The sequence below is a fragment of the Streptomyces sp. NPDC005438 genome (assembly GCF_040606315.1).
Classification (GTDB): domain Bacteria; phylum Actinomycetota; class Actinomycetes; order Streptomycetales; family Streptomycetaceae; genus Streptomyces.
Map to the genome: position 1 here is coordinate 142,586 of NZ_JBEXEP010000012.1, position 18,010 is coordinate 160,595.

Consider the following 18,010-nt stretch of genomic DNA (forward strand, 5'->3'; position numbering starts at 1 on the left):
ACCTTGGGACACAGCGAACGCGACGCGCTCCGTCGTGAGCTGGACGGGCCGCTCCAGACCGAGATCCTCGACCTGGTGGTCAAGGAGGTACGGGACACCGTGCCCACGTACCAGTCGCTGCACTCCTCCCAGATGGCCGAGGTACGCGGCGTGGTGCGCTGGGTCGGACAGCGGCTGATGGACCTGTGGGTGCACGACAGCAGCCTCACCAGCGCGGACCTGGAACGCGCCCGCGCCATCGGACGGGCCCGTGCGGCCGACGGCCGGTCCCTGGAGGCGATCATGCGCGCGTACCGGGTGGGTGCCGCCCGGTTCAACCAACTGCTGGCCGAACGGGCCGGCTCCCGGCTCTCCCCACAGGACGTGTTCGCCCTGCACCGGGTCTGGTTCCAGGAACTGGACGTGCTCACCGAGGCACTGTCCGGGGGCCATATCGACGCCGCGCTACGGCTGGACAGCGACCGTGACCGGGCACGCCGGGGTTTTCTGGACGACCTGTTGGGCGAACGGCAGGCCTCGCCGGCCACCATCACCGACCGGGCGCGGGCACTGGGGCTGACCCTGCCCCGGGCCGGGGTGCTGCTGGTGGCCCACCCACGGCAGCCGGCCACCCCGGGGGCGGCACCCACACCGGTGGCGGAGGGGCGTTCGGCCTCGGTGGCCGTGGGGCTGGAGTTGCTGACCGCGCTGGACGCGGTGGAGTCCCCGGACGGGGACGCGCTGTTGACGACCCGTGCCGGGCAGGCGGTGCTGCTGCTGGACCGGGAGCGGGCACCCCGGCTGGGCCCGCTGCTGGCGCGCCACGACTGGCGCGGCGCCCTGGTGGAGGTGACGGGGGTGGACGCGCTGGCCGCCACCTACCAGTTGGCGCGGGACGCCCTCGGCGCCGCCCCGGACCGTGCCTTCGACGCGCACGGGGTGCTGCACACGGCCTCGGCCGGAGTGGTCGCCCTGCTCAACGGCTGCGCCTCGGCCAGTCCGGCGCAGGTGCGGCGTACGGTGCTGGGCCCGCTGCTGACGCGGGAGCACGCGCATCTGGCGCACACCCTGGCCGCCTACCTGCGGACCGGCTCGGCGACCACGGCCGCCGAGGAGCTGCATCTGCATCCGCAGACCCTGCGCTACCGGATGCGCAGGGTGAGGGAGTTGACCGGCCTGGACCTACGGGACCCCTGGCAGCGGCTGATGGTGGAGGTGGCTCACACCATCCGCCCCTGAAGGGGGCCCTGCCTACGTAGCCACGTAGCCACGTGGCCACGCGCCCTCTTCGGGTGGGTGACCTGGCTCGCCCGTGGGTGGCTGAGGAGGCGGGAAAGCGTGAGCTGACCCGCGGGGCGGTGCGGAGCCGCGTCGGGACATCCCCTGAACGGGGCCGTGCCCGTGGCCCAACGGCCCACGGCTGCCCGGCGGTTGCCCCGCCGGAACGCGGCACACCGGGACCCCTGCCCACCGCGACCGGATACGCCCCCGCCGCCCCCGCCACATCACCCGGCCGGTCGTTGGCGGTGCGGACCGGACAACGTGAAGACGTGGCCCCGACCACGCACCCCGTTCGAGCCGCCGCCTCGACCCACCCCGACGCTGATCAGTCGGCCAAGAGGAACCGGACGAACGTGGACCAACCCACGGCCCAGCACGAAGCCACGCCCCCACCGGAAGGGCACGGCCGGGGCACGGTCACACCCCGCAGACGCCCGTACCACCCCCACCACACCGCCCCGGCCAGCCGTTGGCGGCGCCGGCCGGACACAGGGAAGCGGGGTCCCGACCACGCCGCCCGGCGGCACGTGGATGAACGAACCCCCGGGCCACACGGCGGTGTTGAGGGCGGCGGACTTGTCGTCCCCGGGCGGGATCACCGTGGCGAAGTGCTCCCGGAAGAGGTCCGGGTACTCACGCAGTGCGGTGTCGGTGTCCAGGAACAGGACCCCGTTCGAGCCGCCGCCTCGACCCACCCCACGGCTGGGCAAGCGACGGGAAGGCCCGGGCGAGCATGGACCAACCCGCGCCCCCACCGGATGGGCAGGGTACGGCCCAAGGCACGCCGTCCGGGCGGGCGGACGCCGGTGGGGAGGGGCTCGGGGAGGCGACGTGCCCTCATGGACGGGTGGGGCGGGCCCCGTCATCTTGTCGCTGTAGTCTGCTGGCCGTCCGCGATCGCCGGGGTTCCCAGGCGGTCGGGGACGTGTCTGGGGTGTCCGGGACCTCTCCCACCCACCACGTCTGACGGCCCGGCCGTCAGCATGATCGTCGACAGGACGGATTGACCCTTCATGTCTTGGTTCGAGTCCTTCATCCTCGGCCTGGTGCAGGGGCTGACGGAGTTTCTGCCGATCTCCTCCAGCGCCCACCTGCGGCTGACGGCGGCGTTCGCCGGCTGGAAGGACCCGGGGGCCGCGTTCACCGCTGTCACCCAGATCGGTACCGAGGCGGCGGTGTTGATCTACTTCCGCAAGGACATCGCGCGGATCATCACCGCCTGGTCCCGTTCCCTGGTCGACTCCTCCCGGCGGGGGGACCACGACGCCAAGATGGGGTGGCTGGTGATCGTGGGATCGATCCCGATCGGGGTGCTGGGGCTGGCGTTCAAGGACCAGATCGAGGGCCCGTTCCGCAACCTCCAACTGATCGCGGCCACCCTGATCGTGCTGGGCGTGATCCTGGGGATCGCGGACCGGCTCGCCGCCCGGGACACCCAGGGGGGACGGCACCGCGCGGCCCGGCCGCGCAAGTCGCTGGAGGAACTGAACGTACGGGACGGGCTGTTGTTCGGGCTGGCGCAGGCGATGGCCCTGGTGCCGGGGGTCTCCCGTTCCGGGGCCACCATCAGCGGCGGCCTGTTCATGGGGTACTCCCGGGAGGCGGCGGCCCGTTACTCGTTCCTGCTGGCCATCCCGGCCGTACTGGCCTCCGGGCTGTTCGAGTTGAAGGACATCGGCGAGGGGCACGTCTCCTGGGGGCCGACGATCTTCGCCACCGTGCTGGCGTTCGTGGTGGCCTACGCGGTCATCGCCTGGTTCATGCGCTTCATCACCACCCGCAGCTTCATGCCCTTCGTGATCTACCGCGTGGTGCTGGGCGTGGTGATCCTGGTGCTGGTGTACGCCGGGGTGCTGGACCCGCACGCCGGTGAGTCCGTGGGGTGAGCCGGCCCGGACGGCTGAGGGACCGCCCGCGACCGGTCAGCGTGCCTCCCGCAACCCCTGCTGGCCGGCGCCCCGGCTGAGCACCGCCTCCCGGACCCGGGAGTGCACCTGGGGGAAGCGGTCCTTGGTGGCCCGTACGACCCGGAAGGGTGGGCCGGTGTCGGAGTGGCTGACCAGGTACTCCGCCCGGCGCACGGTCCAGCGCCCGCCCCGCTCCCCGGGTGGGGCGAAGGTGAAGCGGGCCATGGAGCCCTCGTTGCCCCGGTACATCTCGGGGACGAAGCTGGCGACCTGGTCCCCGAGCCCGTAGACCACCCAGGTGCCGTTGACCTTCTCGTACGGCTGGGGCACGTGGTTGTGGGTGCCGACCACCAGGTCCACGTCCGGGCGGCCGTCGGTGCGGGAGGCGGTCAACCGCCGCGCCAGCTCGCGCTGTTGGGCGTCCGGGCGCTGCTGCCACTCGGTGCCCCAGTGCGGGCTGACCACCACCACGTCAGCGCCGGCACGGCGGGCGGCCCGGGCGTCGGCGATCACCCGGTCCGCCTTCAGCTTCCGCACCATCCAGGGCTTGCCCTCGGGGGTGGGAACGCCGTTGGTGCCGTAGGTGTAGGACAGGTGGGCCACCCGGGGCCCGTCCTTGCCGACCTTCACCACCGCGGGGCGGGTGGCCTCCCGCCGGTTCCGTGCGGTCCCGGTGTGGGCCACCCCGGCCCGGTCCAGGGCGTCCAGGGTGCGGCCCACCCCCTTGGGGCCGGCGTCCAGGGAGTGGTTGGAGGCGGTGGAGCAGCTGTCGTAGCCGGTGTCGGCCAGCGCCCCGGCCAGCTGGGGCGGCGACTTGAACATCGGGTAGCCGGTGAAGTGGTCCCCCGGGGCTCCGTAGGGGGTCTCCATGTGGCACAGCGCCACGTCCGCCCGGGAGATCACCGGCTTGACGCCCGAGAACATCGGCCGGAAGTCGTGGCCCCCGTCCCCGCCGTCCCGCCGCGCCTGCTCCATGATCGAGGGGTACGGGATGATGTCGCCGGTGGCCACCAGGGTGAACGGCCGTTGGCTCGTCGCCCGCCCCTGGGTGCGTCCGCCCTCACCCGTACCCTCCCGCCCGGAGTCCGAGGAGTCCTGGGAGCACCCTCCGAGTGCCCCCAGCAGCAGTACGCCCACCACCGTCGTGGTGGTCCACCGTGTGCCGGCCATGCCCTGCCTCCCGTCCACACCGCCCTGGCGTGCCGTTGGTCGCGCCGATCCGTCGGAGGCGTTCCCGGTGGGCGCCGCCCTCGGTCGGGGGCCGGGGCGGACGTGCCCCGCCAGGCCCAGCGGGTCAGCCGGCAGGAGTGGAGGTGACCCACCAGCCGGACGTGAGCGCGGGCGGGACCGGCGGGGCCGTCGTAGGGCGGGTGAACCGCCGCCGCTCTCGGGTGGCCGGTGCGGGGGCGCCGTGGTAGCGGGCGGTGCCCGCGCGTGGGGAGGATGCTGGAGGGGTGACCCCGGTGAACGCCCGACGATGAGCCAGCAGCTGGCGGCGGTGCTCCTCGCGGTGGGCTCCGCGTACCTGTACGCGGTGGGCGCCATCCTCCAAGAACAGGTGGCGGCCACCACGCCCGCCGTGCGCTGGGCGGTGGCCAGGCGCCCCCGCTGGTGGGTGGCCGTCGGGCTCAACGGTTCGGGTGCCGGCCTCCACGTACTCGCCCTGGCGCTGGGTTCCCTCACCGTGGTGCAGCCCCTGGGGGCGCTGACCCTGGTGTTCGTCCTGCCGATGGCCGCGCTGCTGGTGCGCCGACCGGTCAGCCCGGCCGGCTGGCGGGGTTCGCTGCTGGTGTCGGTGGGGCTGGCCGGTCTGCTCGCCCTGACCGACGCCGGTGTCGGGCGGGCTCCCCGGCCGGGCGAGCAACTGCTGGTGGGGGCACTGATGTTGGCCACGGTCGGCCCGCTGCTCCTGCTGGCCCTGTGGGGCCGGGCCCGGGTGTGGCTGCGCAGCGTGTGTCTGGCCGCCACGGCGGGGGTGGCGTACGGGGCGGCCTCGGTGTGGGTGAAGGTGGTGGTCGAGGGTGACCCACTGCCCCTGGCCTGGACGGTACTGGTTCCGGCGGCCCTGGTGGGGCTGCTGGCCGTGCTGGGGCTGGCCGCCTCCCAGACCGCCTACCGTGGCGCGGGGCTGGCCGCGCCCCTGGCCACCGCCACCGTGGTCAACCCGCTGTTCGCCGCCACCGTGGGGGCCTGGCTGCTGGGCGAGGGCTTCCGGTTGGGGCGCTGGGGCGTGCTGCTGGCGCTGCTGTGTGGTGCGGTCACCTCCTGGGGGCTGGTGTACCTGACCCGGGACGTCAGCCGTCGGCGACCGGTCGTCCGGCCGTCCGCCTCGCGGCGCACCCCTCGTCGCACCGCCCAACTGTGAGCCTCCGCCACCCCGCGAGGGCCGGCCGGCCCCTGGGTATCCTGCGGAACTGTCCCGACCGGGGCGGACCGCCGTGGAACCGCGTCGGAGCCCGGCCGGGCCGCACGACGGACCGAACGGCGGGCGCGGGCGATCCTCGCGCCGGACCAGGACCGCCACACCGACCACCACGCTCTGTAAGGGACGGCCCGGATGACTCAGCGCGAGACCCGCAACGCGACCGGCACCAACGGCACCGTGAGCGAGGTGTACGTGGTGGACGCCGTACGCACCCCGGTGGGCCGCTACGGGGGCGCCCTCGCCACCGTGCGCCCGGACGACCTGGCCGCCCACGTGGTGCGGGCCCTGGTGGACCGGGCCGGAGGCCTGGACCCGGAGCGGGTGGACGACGTGCTGATCGGCAACACCAACGGCGCCGGCGAGGAGAACCGCAACGTGGGGCGGATGGCGGTGCTGCTGTCCGGGCTGCCGACCTCGGTACCGGGGGCGACCGTCAACCGGCTGTGCGCCTCCGGGATGGAGGCGGTGGTGCAGGCCAGCCGGGCCCTGGCGCTGGGGGACGCCTCGGTGGTGATCGCCGGCGGCGTGGAGTCGATGAGCCGCGCCCCGTGGGTGACGCCCAAGCCGGAGCGGGCCTACCCGGCGCAGGCGCCGAGCATGTACTCGACCACCCTGGGCTGGCGGATGGTCAACCCGTCGATGCCCCCGGAGTGGACGGTGTCGCTGGGTGAGGGGGCCGAACTGATCGCCGACCGGCACGGCATCGGCCGGGAGGCACAGGACGCCTTCGCCGCCGACAGCCACCGCAAGGCCGCCCGGGCCTGGGCCGAGGGCGCCTACGAGGCCGAGGTGGTGCCCTACCCGGAGGTGGAGCTGCCCCGGGACGAGTCGATCCGGGACGGGTCCACGCCCGAGGCGCTGGCCCGGCTCAAGCCGGCGTTCCGCGAGGAGGGCGGTACGGTCACCGCCGGGAACTCCTCGCCCCTCAACGACGGGGCCGCCGCGCTGCTGCTGATGAACGAGGAGGGGCTGCGCGCCTCGGGCGCCGAGCCCCTGGCCCGTATCCGGGCGAACGCGGTGACCGCGCTGGAACCCCCCATGTACGGGCTGGGGCCGGTGGACGCCGTGGAACGGGTGATGAAGCGGGCCGGCCGTTCCCTGTCCGAGGTCGACGTGGTGGAGCTGAACGAGGCCTTCGCGGCGCAGTCCCTGGGCTGTCTGGCCCACTGGCCGGACCTGGACCCCGCCCGGGTCAACCCCCGGGGCGGTGCCCTGGCCATCGGTCACCCCCTGGGCGCCTCGGGGGCCCGCCTCGTCGGCGCGGTGGCCCACCAACTGGCCGCCCGTGGCGGGGGGTTGGGCCTGGCCACGCTGTGCATCGGGGTGGGCCAGGGCCAGGCGCTGGTGCTGGAACGCTGACCGGCCGTCCGGGCGGCGGCAGGCGCGCCGCCCGGACACCGGAGGGGTGGGCCGGGCTCAGTGGCCCCGGTCGATCCACTCCTGGAGGTGCGGTGCCTCGGCCCCGATGCTGGTGGAGTCCCCGTGGCCGGTCCGTACCTCGGTCTCGGGGGGCAGGGTCAGCAGCCGGGTGCGGATGGACTCCACGATGGTGCCGAAGTCCGAGAAGGAGCGGCCGGTGGCGCCCGGCCCACCCTGGAAGAGGGTGTCGCCGGAGAACAGCACCCCCAACTCCGGGGCGTACAGGCAGACCGCGCCCGGGGCGTGCCCGGGGGTGTGCAGCACGGTCAGCTCGATCCCGGCGACCGGGATCGACTGGCCGTCGCCCAGTTCACCGTCCGGCTCGCGGTCCGGGTGGGTGAGCCGCCAGAGCGGCAGGTCCTCGGGGTGCAGCAGGATCGGAGCACCGTACCGCCGGGCCAGCTCGGGTGCGGCGTCCACGTGGTCGTCGTGGGCGTGGGTGCACACGATGGCCAGCAGCCGGCGGTCGCCGAGCACCCGGGCGATGGCGTCGGCGTCGTGGGCGGCGTCGACCACCACGGCCTCACTGTCGTCGCCGACGATCCAGACGTTGTTGTCCACCTCCCAGGTCCCGCCGTCCAGGCTGAAGGTGCCGGAGGTGACCAGGTGCTCGATACGGGCCGCCCCGGAGTCGCGGTCCGGCGTCGCCGAGTTCGCCGCCATCACAGCATCACCACCGAGCGCAGTACCTCGCCACGGCCCATCCGCGCGAAGGCCTCCTCGACGTCGTCCAGGGTGATCGTCTCGCTGACGAAGGCCCCCAGGTCGATACGGCCCTGCTGGTGCAGGTCGACCAGCATCGGGAAGTCACGGGAGGGCAGGCAGTCGCCGTACCAGGAGGACTTCAGCGAACCGCCCCGGCCGAAGACGTCCAGCAGCGGCAGTTCCAGCCGCATCTCGGGGGTGGGTACCCCGACCAGCACCACGGTGCCGGCCAGGTCCCGGGCGTAGAAGGCCTGTTGGTAGGTCTCGGGCCGGCCCACCGCCTCGATCACCACGTCGGCGCCGAAGCCGTCGGTCAGCTCCCGGATCGCCTCCACCGGGTCGCGGTCGGAGGAGTTGACGGTGTGGGTGGCCCCCAGTCCCCGGGCCCACTCCAGCTTGCGGTCGTCGATGTCCACCGCGATCACCCGGGCCGCTCCGGCGAGGGCGGCGCCCATCACCGAGGCGCAGCCGACACCGCCGCAGCCGATCACGGCGACGCTGTCGCCCCGGCCGACCTGCCCGGTGTTGATCGCGGCGCCCACGCCGGCCATCACCCCGCAGCCCAGCAGCCCGGCGGCGGCCGGGGACACCTCGGGGTCGACCTTGGTGCACTGACCGGCCGCGACCAGCGTCTTCTCGGCGAAGGCGCCGATGCCCAGGGCGGGCGACAGCGGGGTGCCGTCCTCCAGGGTCATGGGCTGCCGCGCGTTGTGGGTGTCGAAGCAGTACCAGGGCCGGCCACGGGAACAGGCACGGCACTGGCCGCACACCGCACGCCAGTTGAGGATCACGGTGTCGCCGGGGGCGACCTCGGTGACCCCCTCCCCCACGGACTCGACCACCCCGGCCGCCTCGTGGCCCAGCAGGAACGGGAACTCGTCGTTGATGCCGCCCTGCTTGTAGTGCAGGTCGGTGTGGCAGACCCCGCAGGCCCGTACCTGGACGACGGCCTCGCCGGGGCCCGGGTCGGGGATCGTGATGGTCTCCACTCGTACCGGCTCGTCCCGCCCGGGCGAGATCACCCCGCGTACCCGCTGTGCCATGTTGCGTCCTCTCCACTGTGCCTCTCGGCTCCCGTGACCGGGTGCCTCACAGTGGAGCTTGCCAAACACGGCGCTCCGGGTCATCCCAGCGCGCCGGCTGGGGAGTTGGGCCGGCTCAGGCCGACTTGCGGGGGCGCTTGGCGGTCTTCTTCGCCGTGGTCTTCGCAGCCGTCTTCGCAGCCGTCTTCGCTGCGGTCTTCCTGGTGCCCGAGCGCGAGGTGGTGGTCTTCTTCCCCGCATCCGACCCGTTGGCCTTGGCGGCGGTCTTCTTGCTGGCCGTCCGCTTGCCGGTGGTCGTCTTCGCGGTCTTCCGCCCGTCGGCCTTCTTCCGGGTCGTACCGGTGCGCTTCTCGGTCTCCTTGGTGGGCAGCTGGTGCACCTCGGCCTCGCCGGTCTCCTCGGCCTCCTCCCCCTCGGAGCGGGAGCGCCGGGCGGCCTGTACGGAGTTCTCCAGCACCGCCATCAGGTCCACCACCTGGCCCGAGGGCGCCTCTCCCCCACCCGCCATCTCGGGGGTGCGGCCCTCCAGCTTGGCGGTCACCAGCTGCTCCACGGCCTCGCGGTACTCGTCCTTCAGCTCGCTGATGTCCATGTCCCCCAGGGTGTCCATCAGGGTGTCGGCCAGGTCGAGTTCGGCCTTCCGTGGGGCCGCGCTCTCCTGCGGGGCCAGCCCCTGCGCGGAGCGGATCTCGTCCGGCCACAGCATGGTGTGCAGGGCGAGCACGTCCTCGTACACACGCAGCATCGCCAGGGTCTCCCGGCCTCGCATGGCGAGTTTGGCGATGGCGACCTTGTCCGAGCGCTGAAGCGCCTCGCGCAGCAGTACGTACGGCTTGGCGGCACCCTGGCCGTCGGCGGCGAGGTAGTAGGAGCGGTCGAGCTGGATGGGGTCGACCCGCTCGGAGGGGACGAAGGCCAGCAGCTCGACCGTCTTGGTGGTGGGCAGCGGCAGGGAGGCCAGGTCGTCCTCGTCGATCTGCACGGCGGTGCCGTCGCCGAGCCGGTACGCCTTGGCGATCTCCGAGCTGGAAACCTCCCGCTCCTCCAGTTCGCAGAACTTCCGGTAGCGGATGCGTCCGCCGTCCTCGGCGTGCACCTGCGAGAAGGAGACGCTGTGGCTCTCGGTGGCCCCCATGACCTTGATGGGGATGGTGACCAGCCCGAAGGAAATAGACCCTTTCCAGATAGATCGCATCGTTCATCCCTTCTGTGGGACTCTCAGGGTATGCCGCTCACCGTCGTCGAGGGTCGGCGTCTCACGCTCAGCAACCTGGAGAAGGTGCTGTATCCCCGGGCCGGCTTCACCAAGGGCGAGGCCCTGCACTACTACGCCCGGGTGGCCGGCGCCCTGCTCCCCCACCTGCAGGGCAGGCCGCTGTCCTTCGTGCGGTACCCGGACGGGGTCGAGGGCCAGCGCTTCTTCGCCAAGCAGATCCCGCCCGGAACCCCCGAGTGGGTGAGGACCTGCGAGGTCCGGCACAGCGACGGCAGCACCAGCCAGCGGGTGATGATCCAGGACCTGGCCAGCCTGATTTGGGCCGCCAACCTCGCCGCCCTGGAACTCCACACCCCACAGTGGCTGGCCGGCGCCCAGGCGCAGGCGGACCGCCTGGTACTGGACCTGGACCCCGGAGCACCGGCCACCCTGGTGGACTGCTGCGCGGTCGCGGTGTGGCTGCGCGAGAGGCTGGCCGAGGACGGGCTGCGCTGCCACGCCAAGACCTCCGGGGCCAAGGGGCTCCACCTGCTGGTACCCCTGCGCCCCACCCCCTCCCGTACCGTCTCCGACTACGCCCGGTCACTCGCCCGGCGAGCCGAGCGGGCCCTGCCCGACCTCGCCCTCCACCAGATGGCCCGACGACTGCGCGCGGGCCGGGTGTTCATCGACCACAGCCAGAACTCGCAGGCCAAGACCACGGCCGCCCCCTACACCCTGCGCGCCCAGCCCACCCCGACCGTCTCCACCCCGGTGACCTGGGAGGAGGTGGAGAGCTGCCAGGACCCCGAGGAGCTGACGTTCACCGCCGGGGATCTGCCCGGACGGCTGGAGCGGTACGGCGACCTGCTGGGCCCCCTGCTCAACGCGTCCCGGGCCAGCTCGCTGCCCTGACCCGGGACGCCGCCCACGCGCCGACCTCCGCCCTGCGACGACGGGACACCCGACCTAGCCTGGGCCCGAAACACGCGGATCGTCCCCAATCCGAGGAGGGGCCCGATGGCCTCGGTCACCGTCGCCGACCAGCTGGTCAGGGTGCTGGAGCAGTCCGGCGTCCGGCACGTCTACGGGGTGGTGGGCGACAGCCTCAACCCCCTGGTGGACGCCATCAGACGCTCCGACGGAGCACTGCGCTGGGTCCACGTGCACAACGAGGAGGCCGCCGCCTTCGCCGCCGCGGCCGAGGCCCAGCTCACCGACCGGCTGGCGGTCTGCGCCGGTTCCTGCGGCCCGGGCAACACCCACCTGGTGCAGGGGCTGTACGACGCCCACCGCAGTGGGGCGCCGGTGCTGGCCATCGCCTCCCACATCCCCTCCGCCCAGATCGGTACCGGCTTCTTCCAGGAGACCCACCCCGAGCGGCTGCTCCAGGAGGCGTCCGGTTACTGCGAGTTGGTCTCCCAGCCGGAGCAGATGCCCCGGCTGGCGAGGATCGCGGTGCAGCACGCGGTGGCCGAACCCGGGGTGGCGGTGCTGGTGCTCCCCGGCGACGTGGCCGCTCGTACCGCGCCCCACCCCACCGGGGAGGGCCGGCTCTCACCCGCCGACGGCGTCCTCACCCCCACCCCCGAGGCGGTGGAGGAGCTGGCCCGGCGCCTCAACGAGGCCTCCCGGGTGACGCTGTTCTGCGGGGCCGGGGTACGCGGCGCGCACGCCGAGGTGATGGAACTCGCCGACACCCTGTGCGCCCCGGTCGGGCACACCCTGCGCGGCAAGGAGTGGATCCAGTTCGACAACCCCTACGACGTCGGCATGGTGGGCCTGTTGGGATACGGCGCCTGCTACGAGGCGCTGCACGAGGCGGACCTGGTGCTGATGCTGGGCACCGACTTCCCCTACGACTCGTTCCTCCCCCAGGCCCGTACCGTCCAGGTGGACCGTGACGCGCGGCGACTGGGCAAGCGCACCCCGCTGGAACAGGCGGTGCACGGGGACGTGAAGGCCACCCTGGAGGCGGTACGGGGACTGCTGCGCCCCAGGTCGGACCGTAAGTTCCTGGACTCCATGCTGCGGAAGCACGAACGCGCCCTGACCACGGCCGTGGACGCCTACACCCGTGACGTGGAGCGCCATGTGCCGCTCCACCCCGAGTACGTGGCAAGCCAGTTGGACGAGATCGCCCCCGGGAACGCGGTGTTCACCGTGGACACCGGGATGAACAACGTCTGGGCCGCCCGCTACCTCACCCCCGGCGGGGGCCGCCGGGTCATCGGCTCCTTCACCCACGGCACCATGGCCAACGCCCTGCCCCACGCCATCGGCGCCCAGTTCGCCGACCCCGACCGGCCGGTGATCGCCCTGTCCGGGGACGGCGGTCTGGCCATGCTGCTCGGCGAACTGGTCACCGTGCGGCAGCACCAACTGCCGGTGAAGATCGTGCTGTTCAACAACGCCTCACTGGGCATGGTCAAGCTGGAGATGATGGTGGACGGCCTCCCCTCGTACCAGACCGACCACCCCCCGGTGGACTTCCACGCCCTCGCCCGCGCCCTGGACATCCCCAGTTGGCGGGTGGAGCGGCCCCAGGACGTGGCCAAGACCCTGCGGGAGGGGCTGGCCTCCCCCGGACCCGCGCTGCTGGAGTTCCGCACCGACTCCGACGCCCTGTCCATCCCCTCGCACTTCACCTTCGACCAGGTCAAGGGCTTCGCCCTGGCCGCCGGACGCACGGTGGTGGCCGGCGGGGTGGGCAGTATGCTCAAGCTCGCCCGCGCCAACCTGCGGAACATCCCCCGCCCCTGACCACCCGTCAGCAGCAGGTCCCCCGGTCGACGGACGGACCGGGACAGCGGGCCGGCCGCACCCGCTGACCCCGACTGCCGCCGTCGGCCGTGCCGTTGACCCGGGGCTGCGTGCGGCGCCTCAGCTCGCCGCGTACTCGTGGGGAGGCGGAGCGTCCTCGGGCGAAGGGGGCGGACTCCAGTCCGCGATGCCGTCCAGCCCCCGCAGCCCCACCTCCGGGGAGAGCCGACTGATCAGGGCCACCCCTCCGTCCCGCAGCGCGCACAGGGCGGGCGAGGAGCAGACGGCCCACCGTCCCGCACGTACCGCCCTGCGCACCACGGCGGTGGTGCGGGGCAGCCGGTCCCGGGAGTACGCCGCCAGGTCGCGGTCGGGGTCGAAGTGGGCGGGTCGGGCGTGGTGGGCGAGCACCACCCCGTCCTCGATGGCCTGGGCCCCGCCCTGGCTCAGGTGCGGGGGCATGGGGTGGACGCTGTCGCCGAGCAGGGCGACCCGTCCCCGGTGGTAGGCGGGCAGCGGACGGTCGGCCTCGTGGATGTCGGTGCGCAGGATGTCCCGGGGCCGGACCGTGGATATCAGCTCCGGTATGGGGGCGTGCCAACTTCCGAAGTGCCGCAGCAGTTCGGCCCGTTCGCCGTACCGCGCCCGCCGTCCGGCGCGGGCGTGGGCCGCCCCGTAGGCGTACAGGCGGCCGTCCCGCAGGGGCACCGTCCCCCAGAGCGCTCCCCGGCCCCAGGTCTCCTGGGCCGCCACGCAGCCGGCGGGGGCGTCCACCAGCATCCGCCAGGAGGTGAGCCCCACGTAGCGGGGTGGGGGATGGTCGGGGAACAGCGTCCGCCGGGTGGCCGAGTGCACCCCGTCCGCCGCGACCACCAGGTCGGCGGTCCACTCGCGGGTGGGCACCTGACGGTGACGGTGCCCCCGCCCCTCGCAGGGGATGCTGCGCAGCCGGGCGGGCCGGTCGGCGTCCCCGGGGTCCAGTACGCGGACCGAGGTGCCCAGGCGCAACGCGGTGGGCGGCAGCAGCGAGGCGAGCAGCTTCAGCAGTTCGTAGCTGGGGGTGAGCACCAGGGGGCCACCGAAGCGTTCCTCGCTGCCGTCGGTGAGGGTGTGGTAGAGCCAGCGGCCGGAGGGGGTGCGGACACCGCCCTCGGCCAGCCAGGAGGACAGGGTACGGACCGCCTCGCCGAGGCCCAGCACGCCCAGCGCGCGCTGGGCGTTGGGGGCTAGCGCGTGGGCCGTTCCCACGGGCTCCAATTGGTCCGATCGTTCGAACACCGTTACCGACCAACCGCGCTGTGCCAGGGCCGCGGCGGCGGTCAGTCCACCCATTCCGGCGCCGATGACCAGGGCTGTTGCCTGTCTCATGGGCTCTCCCACCACTCGCCTTTGGTTTTCCTACGGTCGTAGTAGACCGTACTACGCCCGTAGTACCGGCGGTACAGTTCTGGTATGGCTTCCTCAGGTACGCCGTGGGGCGGCGACGAGCGCGCCGCGCTGATCGCGGACACCGCGATCATGCTGCTGGCCAACCACGGACTGGACGCGGTGACCCCTCAGACGGTGGACAAGGAGGCCGGACTTCCCCAGGGCACCACCGCCGGGTACGCCCCCGGCAGGTACGACCTGCTGAAGTCGACGGTGAGCAGACTGGCCACCCGGGAGGCCATGGCGCTGACCCCACCCGGGGGCACCGGCCCCCCGGAGACCCTGGACGGGCTGGTGGAGGCCACCGCCCAGGCACTGCGGCACCTGCTGACCAAGGAACGCGAACTGGCCCTCGCGCGGTACGAGTTGGCCCTGGAGGCCACCCGCGAACCCGAGCTGAGGGCCAGCTACGACCAGGCCGGAGCCTTCTCCTTCCGCGAACCGCTGATCGCCCAGCTGAGCCAGGCCGGGTCCCCCGACCCCGAGCGGCACGCCCAGTCCACGCTGGCCTGGATCGAGGGTGTGCTGTTCACCTGCATCGCCGGCACCCACCACGCGGTGCCGCCCTCGCTGGACGAGCTGCGCTCCAGTTGCCACGAGCTGCTGGCCGGAATGCTCTACGTGGCCCACTGACCCCTCCCGCACGGGTGGTTCAGGAGGCGGGGTCGAGTCTCCTCGCCAGCTGTTCGATGGCGGCGCGGACGTTCTCCCCGTGGGCGTCCGCCGGAAGGTGGGCGCAGCGCCCGCGTGCGCGACCCAACTGCCGCCGGGCCTCGAAGGGGACGTCCAGTGCCAGGTAGATCGAGGCCAGGCTCAGGTGGAGCGAGGGGTAGAGCGAACGGATCGCCAACAGCCGCGCCTCGTCCTCGGCGGTCCGCACCTCCTGGTCCAGCGACAGGTCGGCGGCCTCCAACGCCCTGAGGGCCCAGTGGAGTTGGTCGGCCGGCTCGTCCTGGGTGCCGACCAGGTAGTGGGCGATGGTGCAGCGGTGCAGCAGGTCTCCCCGGGGTTCCTCGGTCTCCTTCCAGAGGGAGGCCAGCCGGCTTCTGGCCTCCTCCCGGTCACCGCCCCGGTGGAGGATCACCGCCTGGGCGATACGGGTGGTGAGGTCGTGCGGCGTGGGGGGCTGCTGGCTCATCTGCTCCTCTTCGGTGGTGACCCGGTCCACGCCGTGAGCCGGCGCCCCGGCGGCCGAGGGGCCGTCGGGGCTCACGTACCCGCTGGCGGGCGTGGACGCGGGGACCCTCGTGGGGTGAGCGAGCCGACGACCACCGCGTTCTTCGGGGTCGGGCCCGCTCACTGATCCACCTGATCCAAGCGACGCACCCTAGCCCCGGAGACCGCGCCCAGGGGGGAGCGCCCCGGGTCGCGGTCCCACCGTCACCGACTCGGGTCAGGCGGAAGCGCCCAGGTCGGGCAACCGCCAGTCGACCGGCTCATGGCCCTGGTTGGCGAGCGCCTTGTCGATCTGCCCGAACGGACGGGAGCCGAGGAACTTCTTGGCGGACAGCGGTGAGGGGTGGGCGCCCTGCACCACGGTGTGCCGTTCGGTGTCGATCAGGGGGAGCTTCTTCTTGGCGTAGTTGCCCCACAGCACGAACACGGCGGGCTGCTCGCGGTCGCTGACGGCCCTGATCACCGCGTCGGTGAACTGCTCCCAGCCCTGTCCCTTGTGGGAGTTGGCCTCCTTGGCCCGGACCGTGAGCACCGCGTTGAGCAGCAGCACGCCCTGTCGGGCCCAGGGCATCAGGTAGCCGTTGTCCGGGACCGGGTGGCCGAGTTCGGCGTGCATCTCCTTGAAGATGTTGCGCAGCGACGGAGGGGTGCGTACCCCGGGGCGCACCGAGAAGCACAGCCCGTGTCCCTGCCCCTCCCCGTGGTACGGGTCCTGGCCGAGGACCAGCACCTTGACGTCCTCGAACGCGGTGGCCTCGAAGGCGGCGAAGGCCTCTTCCCGGGGCGGGTAGACCGGCCCCCGCTCGCGCTCCTGCTCGACGAAGCGCAGGAGGTCGGAGAAGTAGGGCTTCCGACACTCCTCACCGAGAACCTCGCGCCAGGACGCGGGCAGCATGTCCGTCACGTGGACAACCTCCAACTGGTGGATGAGAGTACGCGCCGAACGTACCGGTCAGCACTGACAGTCGGGGTCGCCGAACCGTACCGTCACCAGCTGGACTTGGTGTACAGCTCCCACATACGCATGATCGTGGCGCTGTCCACGCTGAAGTCCATGCCCGCCACCTCGGGGTGCGAGGCGGTGTAGATCTTGCCCTGCCACAGCGGCAGCACCCGGGCGTCCTGGGCCAGGAGCTTCTGGGCCTCGCCGAAGGAGTCGGCGGCGCTGGCGCGGTTGGTCTCGCGACGCGACCGGGGCAGCAGGTCGTCCAGGATCTTGGTCTGCTGGTTCGGGATGCTCAGGACGTTGCCGGTGCCCACGAACGGGGTGATGTAGTTGTCGGCGTCCGGGAAGTCCGGCTGCCAACCACGCCCGAACACCGCGTACTTGCCGTTGCTGTAGCCGGCCTGGAACTCGTCCCAGGGCTTGCCCTTGACGGTGACGTCGAACAGGCCCGAGCCGTTCAGCTGGCGCTTGATCTCCTGGAACTCCTCGGCGGTGGTGGCGCCGTACCGGTCCGTGGTGTACCAGAGGGTCAGCTTGACCTTCTGGTCGATGCCGGCGGACCGCAGGATGCTCTTGGCCTTGGCGGTGTCGGGGTCCTTGTACAGGTCGAAGAAGGGGCTGGTGTGCCCCGGGATGCCGCTGGGGACCATCGAGTACAGCGGCTCGGCGGTGTGCTGGTAGACGTTCCGCACCAGGGCCTTGCGGTCGATCATCTGGGCGATGGCCTTGCGGACCGCCGGGTTGGAGACGGACGAGGACTTGGTGTTGAAGGCCAGGTAGCGGATCTCCGAACCGTCGTTCTCGGTCAGGTCCACGCTGTCGCCCCGGGTGCTCTCCTTCTGGAGGGTCTGGATCTGGTGCGGGGTGAGCCCCCGGTAGATCACGTCGAGCTGCTTGTCACGGAAGGCCTTCATCAGCGCGCCGGACTTCTGGAAGTACCGGATGGTCACGCCCTCGTTGCGGACCTTGGCGGCGCCCTTGTAGTCCTCGTTCTTCTCCAGCTCGGCTTCCTTGCCCTTGCGGTACGCCTTGAGCTTGTACGGCCCCGAGCCGACGATCTCGTAGCCGGGCCGCAGCTGCTTCTTCGGGTACGCCTTCGGGGAGACCAGCGAGGCGGCCGGGGTGGACAGCAGGAAGGGGAAGGTCGCGTCGGCCTTCTTGAGGCGGAACACGACCGTGTTGTCGCCCTTGGTCTCCACCTTCCGTATCACCGCGAGCAGGGGGGCCGGCCCCAGCTTCTCGTGGACCGAGCGCAGCCGGTCGAAGGAGTGCTTCACCGCGCGGGCGTCCATCCGCTCACCGTCGGAGAAGGTGATGTCGGTGCGGAGGTCGCACTGGTACACCTTGTAGTCGGCGTCCTTGAAGACGCAGCGCTTGGCGGCGTCCGGCTCCGGGGTGCTCTTGGAGATCGGGATCTGCATCAGGGTCTGGAAGATGTTCCGGTACAGCGCCCACGACCCGTCCCAGGCGCCCGCGGGGTCCAGCACGCTCGGCGCCTCCGTGGTGCCCACCACGAGGGTCTCCTTCTTGTCGTCGCTCCCACCCGTGAGCAGGCCACAGCCCGCGAGCAGGGTCGACGCCAGCACGGCTGCCGTGATCTTCAAAGACCCGTACCGGTTGAACACGAACGCGCTCCTCAGTCGGCGAGCCACCACCGCTCGGCGTGGTGGGAAAGGGAAGAGTCCCTTTCGGCCAGTTCACTTGAGCTCTCCGCACCCGCACGACTACCTGTCGCCCTGGGGA

General features: G+C 72.4%; 15 protein-coding genes and 1 pseudogene. 7 read left to right on the forward strand and 9 right to left on the reverse strand.

Annotated features, from left to right (window positions below; genetic code table 11):
• Nucleotides 1-3 precede the first annotated feature (3 nt).
• Nucleotides 4-1,218, forward strand: coding sequence for a helix-turn-helix domain-containing protein (locus ABZT14_RS22805; RefSeq protein ID WP_356305706.1), 1,215 nt, complete (start codon nucleotides 4-6; stop codon nucleotides 1,216-1,218).
• A gap of 563 nt (nucleotides 1,219-1,781) precedes the next feature.
• On the opposite strand, the pseudogene ABZT14_RS22810 reads toward ABZT14_RS22805, so the two are convergent.
• Nucleotides 1,782-1,931: pseudogene (locus ABZT14_RS22810) on the reverse strand (Fe-S cluster assembly protein SufB); the annotation flags it as partial.
• Nucleotides 1,932-2,273: 342 nt separating this feature from the next.
• On the opposite strand from ABZT14_RS22810, the gene ABZT14_RS22815 reads away from it, so the two are divergent.
• Complete coding sequence (locus ABZT14_RS22815; protein WP_356305708.1) at nucleotides 2,274-3,146, forward strand: undecaprenyl-diphosphate phosphatase; 873 nt, start codon at nucleotides 2,274-2,276, stop codon at nucleotides 3,144-3,146.
• 36 nt (nucleotides 3,147-3,182) lie between these two features.
• Here ABZT14_RS22815 and ABZT14_RS22820 read toward each other — a convergent pair whose 3' ends face one another.
• Entirely contained in the window at nucleotides 3,183-4,337 is a 1,155-nt protein-coding gene (locus ABZT14_RS22820; protein ID WP_356305710.1) for a CapA family protein, read from the reverse strand.
• A gap of 307 nt (nucleotides 4,338-4,644) precedes the next feature.
• Here ABZT14_RS22820 and ABZT14_RS22825 point away from each other — a divergent pair, with 307 nt between their 5' ends.
• On the forward strand, nucleotides 4,645-5,532 hold the full coding sequence (locus ABZT14_RS22825) for a DMT family transporter (protein ID WP_356305712.1): 888 nt from the start codon (nucleotides 4,645-4,647) through the stop codon (nucleotides 5,530-5,532).
• A 192-nt stretch (nucleotides 5,533-5,724) separates the two neighbouring features.
• Entirely contained in the window at nucleotides 5,725-6,951 is a 1,227-nt protein-coding gene (locus tag ABZT14_RS22830) for a thiolase family protein (RefSeq protein WP_356305714.1), read from the forward strand.
• Nucleotides 6,952-7,008: 57 nt separating this feature from the next.
• Here ABZT14_RS22830 and ABZT14_RS22835 read toward each other — a convergent pair whose 3' ends face one another.
• The 3 genes from ABZT14_RS22835 to ABZT14_RS22845 all read right to left on the reverse strand — a co-directional run bounded on the left by ABZT14_RS22835 (nucleotide 7,009) and on the right by ABZT14_RS22845 (nucleotide 9,954).
• Nucleotides 7,009-7,674: an MBL fold metallo-hydrolase gene (locus tag ABZT14_RS22835; RefSeq protein WP_356305716.1), complete on the reverse strand. Its 666-nt coding sequence runs from the start codon at nucleotides 7,672-7,674 to the stop codon at nucleotides 7,009-7,011.
• Nucleotides 7,674-8,759, reverse strand: a complete 1,086-nt coding sequence (locus ABZT14_RS22840) for an S-(hydroxymethyl)mycothiol dehydrogenase (RefSeq protein WP_356305718.1) — start codon at nucleotides 8,757-8,759, stop codon at nucleotides 7,674-7,676. Before ABZT14_RS22840 ends, ABZT14_RS22835 begins: the two co-directional genes overlap by 1 nt.
• Before the next feature lie 115 nt (nucleotides 8,760-8,874).
• Complete coding sequence (locus ABZT14_RS22845; RefSeq protein WP_356305720.1) at nucleotides 8,875-9,954, reverse strand: Ku protein; 1,080 nt, start codon at nucleotides 9,952-9,954, stop codon at nucleotides 8,875-8,877.
• 30 nt (nucleotides 9,955-9,984) lie between these two features.
• Between ABZT14_RS22845 and ligD the strand changes: the two genes are divergently transcribed.
• The gene (gene ligD / locus ABZT14_RS22850; RefSeq protein ID WP_356305722.1) at nucleotides 9,985-10,869 is read left to right on the forward strand and encodes a non-homologous end-joining DNA ligase; all 885 of its coding nucleotides are present in this window, start codon (nucleotides 9,985-9,987) and stop codon (nucleotides 10,867-10,869) included.
• 105 nt (nucleotides 10,870-10,974) lie between these two features.
• On the forward strand, nucleotides 10,975-12,717 hold the full coding sequence (locus ABZT14_RS22855; protein ID WP_356305724.1) for a pyruvate dehydrogenase: 1,743 nt from the start codon (nucleotides 10,975-10,977) through the stop codon (nucleotides 12,715-12,717).
• A gap of 120 nt (nucleotides 12,718-12,837) precedes the next feature.
• On the opposite strand, the gene ABZT14_RS22860 is transcribed toward ABZT14_RS22855, so the two are convergent.
• Nucleotides 12,838-14,085 (reverse strand): FAD-dependent oxidoreductase, encoded by a 1,248-nt coding sequence (locus ABZT14_RS22860; RefSeq protein ID WP_356305726.1) that lies wholly within the window; start codon nucleotides 14,083-14,085, stop codon nucleotides 12,838-12,840.
• Between the two features lie 84 nt (nucleotides 14,086-14,169).
• Between ABZT14_RS22860 and ABZT14_RS22865 the strand changes: the two genes are divergently transcribed.
• A complete protein-coding gene (locus ABZT14_RS22865; protein WP_356305728.1) occupies nucleotides 14,170-14,778 on the forward strand; it encodes a TetR/AcrR family transcriptional regulator in 609 nt (202 codons plus the stop codon).
• A gap of 19 nt (nucleotides 14,779-14,797) precedes the next feature.
• Here the strand turns inward: ABZT14_RS22865 and ABZT14_RS22870 are convergent, their stop codons facing one another.
• The 3 genes from ABZT14_RS22870 to ABZT14_RS22880 form a co-directional block, all read right to left on the reverse strand.
• The gene (locus ABZT14_RS22870; RefSeq protein ID WP_356305730.1) at nucleotides 14,798-15,283 is read right to left on the reverse strand and encodes a hypothetical protein; all 486 of its coding nucleotides are present in this window, start codon (nucleotides 15,281-15,283) and stop codon (nucleotides 14,798-14,800) included.
• 255 nt (nucleotides 15,284-15,538) lie between these two features.
• Nucleotides 15,539-16,225, reverse strand: a complete 687-nt coding sequence (ung, locus tag ABZT14_RS22875) for a uracil-DNA glycosylase (RefSeq protein ID WP_356305732.1) — start codon at nucleotides 16,223-16,225, stop codon at nucleotides 15,539-15,541.
• An 83-nt stretch (nucleotides 16,226-16,308) separates the two neighbouring features.
• Nucleotides 16,309-17,892 (reverse strand): ABC transporter substrate-binding protein, encoded by a 1,584-nt coding sequence (locus ABZT14_RS22880; RefSeq protein WP_356305734.1) that lies wholly within the window; start codon nucleotides 17,890-17,892, stop codon nucleotides 16,309-16,311.
• Nucleotides 17,893-18,010 lie beyond the last annotated feature (118 nt).